The sequence below is a fragment of the Mycobacterium sp. genome, assembly GCF_050701675.1.
Classification (GTDB): domain Bacteria; phylum Actinomycetota; class Actinomycetes; order Mycobacteriales; family Mycobacteriaceae; genus Mycobacterium.
On sequence record NZ_JBOGDD010000696.1, the window covers coordinates 1 to 3,392 of the forward strand.

General features: G+C 68.2%; 4 protein-coding genes. All 4 read right to left on the reverse strand.

Annotation, left to right across the window (positions count from 1 at the left end):
* Positions 1-65: 65 nt before the first annotated feature.
* Positions 66-1,397, reverse strand: a complete 1,332-nt coding sequence (locus ACRDUX_RS21400; protein ID WP_526416258.1) for an MATE family efflux transporter — start codon at positions 1,395-1,397, stop codon at positions 66-68.
* A gap of 81 nt (positions 1,398-1,478) precedes the next feature.
* Entirely contained in the window at positions 1,479-2,480 is a 1,002-nt protein-coding gene (locus ACRDUX_RS21405; RefSeq protein WP_526416260.1) for a DHH family phosphoesterase, read from the reverse strand.
* Positions 2,455-2,973 (reverse strand): 30S ribosome-binding factor RbfA, encoded by a 519-nt coding sequence (gene rbfA, locus ACRDUX_RS21410; RefSeq protein ID WP_526416262.1) that lies wholly within the window; start codon positions 2,971-2,973, stop codon positions 2,455-2,457. Before rbfA ends, ACRDUX_RS21405 begins: the two co-directional genes overlap by 26 nt.
* Positions 2,973-3,392: EF-Tu/IF-2/RF-3 family GTPase (locus ACRDUX_RS21415; protein WP_526416264.1), on the reverse strand; the 420-nt coding region annotated here is incomplete at its 5' end. The genes rbfA and ACRDUX_RS21415, both read right to left, overlap by 1 nt.

Sequence of the window (3,392 nt, forward strand, 5' to 3'; positions counted from 1 at the left end):
CGTACAGACACGCACGCTCGCGGGGAGAGGAAGTGGGGACTCGCGGGGACGCGGGGAAGGGGCCGCTAGGCACCCGTGCCTGGCACCAGCCAGCGACCTGAGAACGCACGCCAGCCGACGAACACCAGCCGGAACACCATGAACGTGGTCAGGCCCGACCAGATCCCCAGCAGTCCCCAACCGAATATCAGCGACAGCCAGATCAACGGCAGGAAGCCGACGAGTGCACTGGCCAGCGTCGCGTTTCGCATGAACTTCGCATCCCCCGCCCCGAGCAGCACCCCGTCGAGCGCGAACACGATTCCGGCGATGGGCAACTGAGCCACCAGGAACCACCACGGCACACCGATCACGTCCAGAACCGACCGGTCCGAGGTGAACAACCTAGGAAACACCGACGAGCCAAGGGCGAAGATCGCGGCGAGCACCCCCGCAGCAACCGTCGAGAACACCGTCACGCGCCAGGCGACGGACTTGGCGTGCGCCAACTGACTCGCGCCGAGCGCCGCGCCGACCAGTGACTGCGCCGCTATCGCCAGCGAATCCAACACCAGGGCAAGGAAACTCCACAGTTGCAGCACGACCTGGTGGGCGGCCACCGCGGCCGCGCCGAACCGGGCGGCGACGGCCGCAGCCGAGACGAAGCACGCCTGGAAGGCCAGCGTCCGCACCACCAGATCGCGGCCCATCACGACCTGTGCCCGCAGCACCGCCAAGTCCAGCCGCAGCGGCACCCGTTCGGCCAGCAGCGCCCGGCAGAAGAACAGCCCGGCCAGCCACTGTCCGGCCAGGTTGGCGATCGCCGATCCGACGATTCCAAGGCGGGGCAACCCCATCAAGCCGTACACCAGGGTGGGACACAACACGGCAGACAGGGCGAAACCTGCAACCACGTAGCGCAGCGGTCTGGCGGTGTCCTGCACACCACGCATCCAGCCGTTGCCAGCCAGGGAGATCAAGATCGCGGGCGCGCCGAGGATCGCGAGCCGCAGCCACGGCAGAGCGGTCTCGGCGATCTCGCCTCCGTCCGCGATCACCGCCAGGATCGGCACCGCTGCCACCTCGATGACCACGACGACGAGGGCTCCGAGTCCTACGGCGAGCCAGGTGGCCTGCACGCCCTCGCCGACGGCCGCCCGGCGGTCGCCGGCACCGAAGAATCGGGCCGCCCTCGCCGTCGTCCCGTAGGACAGGAAGGTCAACTGCGAGGACACCAACGACAGGATCAGTCCGCCGATGGCCAGCCCGGCCAACGCCACCGCCCCCAGCCGCCCCACCACGGCGAGGTCGAACAACAGATAGACGGGTTCGGCGGCGAGCACCCCAAGCGCGGGCAGTGCCAGCCCCGCGATGCGGCGCCCGGTGGCCGGAACCGGCTGCTCTTCCTGGGAACTCATCCCCGCGGTCGACCTGCGAGCCGGCTTCCGCGGAAGGGGCAGAACGTGAAGTTCAGGCCGCTGTGCCCGCCGCCGGGTAGCTCACCCAAGTGCGGCCGCCAACGCCCTGACCACGTCGCGCGCGGGTCCGGTCGCGGAGTATCCCGCGGCAAGCCGGTGCCCGCCGCCCCCGAAGGCACTCGCGACGGCCGCCAGGTCGACGTCCGACTTGGCGCGCATCGACACCGTCCAGGACTGCGGTTCGATCTCCTTGAACACGGCAGCGACCTCGGCCTGCGCCGTGGTACGCACGATGTCGACGATGCTCTCGACTTCCTCCGGCCGGGCATTCATCCATTCCTGGTGTCCGACAACGGCATACACCAGGCCCCGACCGCCCACCGCGTCCGGCACCAGCTGCGCCGACGCCAGCACGCGCGACAACATCGGGAGCCAGGAGAACGGGTGCGTGTCCAGCAGGGTGCGGCTGATCGTGGCGTTGTCCACGCCGAGCTCGAGTAGCCGGGCCGCCAGCCGGTGTGCACGCGTGCTGGCCCACCGGAACGACCCGGTGTCGGTGATGAGACCGGCGTAGAGGCAGTGCGCAACGGGCTTGTCGAACGGCTTGCCCCAGGCATCGAGAAGTTCGGCGACGAGCATCGTGGTCGAGTCGGCCGTCGGATCGACGTAGTTGGCCGTGCCGAACAGTTCGTTGGATGCGTGGTGATCGATCACCAGGACCTCGTGGCCCGCATCGGCGAGCGCCCGAAGCGCACCAAGGCGGTTGAGACTTGGGATGTCGACCGTCACCACCAGGTCGGCGCCGCCGTGCATCGCGTCGGGGACGACCAGCAGATGTCCACCGGGCAGCGACTGGAGCGACTCGGGAAGCACCGACGGCGCCGCGAAACCTACCTCGACCCGCTTACCCGACTGTTCGAGGACGAGTGCCAGCGCAAGCCCCGCGCCGATCGTGTCGGCATCCGGATAGACGTGACACACCACGCTGACCGAGTCCGCCGCGTCGAGCAGCTTCGCTGCCCCCCACCCATCGACGCGCGCCGACGACCGAAATAGCTCAGGCTTCGGGTCGATCGCGGTCATCCGTGTCCTCAGGGTCGAACTGGTGGTCCGGGACCACGTCTGGCTCCCCCCCGGATTCCTCCGCCCCAGAGACACGGTACGGGTCAGCCTCGCCAGCCGGCGTGGCACCCTGTCGAATCCGCGCCAAATCGGCATCCGCCTGCCTGGCCTTGGCCAACAGGTCCTCCATGTCGCGCGCCGTGTCCGGCAACTTGTCCAGCACGAACGTCAACGTCGGGGTGAACCGCACCCCGGTGGCGGCGCCGACTCTGGTGCGCAAGGTACCCTTCGCGCGTTCCAGAGCCGCTGCCGCACCTGCGTAGTCCGGCTCTTCCTGCAGCGTCTCACCGCGAACCGTGTAAAAGACCGTGGCGTCGTGCAGGTCACCCGTCACCTTCGTGTCCGTGACGGTCACGAAGGCCAACGGGGGATCCTTGATCTCGAACTCGATCGCCGAGGCCACGACGGTGGCGATGCGCTTGGAGAGTCGGCGCGCCCGTCCAACATCGACCATTAGGTGCGCGCCTTCTCCACCAGCTCGTAAGCCTCGATGACGTCGCCTTCCTTGATGTCGTTGTAGGTCAAGGTAAGACCGCACTCGTAACCGTCGCGCACCTCGGTGGTGTCGTCCTTCTCCCGCTTCAGCGACGAGATGGTGACGGTCTCGGCGACCACGACGTTGTCACGCAGCAGGCGGGCCTTCGCATTGCGACGGATGATGCCCGAGGTGACGAGGCAGCCGGCGATGTTGCCGACCTTCGACGACCGGAAGATCGCCCGGATCTCGGCGCGGCCGAGTTCCTTCTCCTCGTAGATCGGCTTGAGCATGCCCTTGAGGGCCGCCTGGATCTCGTCGATCGCCTGGTAGATCACCGAGTAGTACCGGATGTCGACACCTTCGCGGTGCGCGAGCTCGGTGGCCTTGCCCTCGGC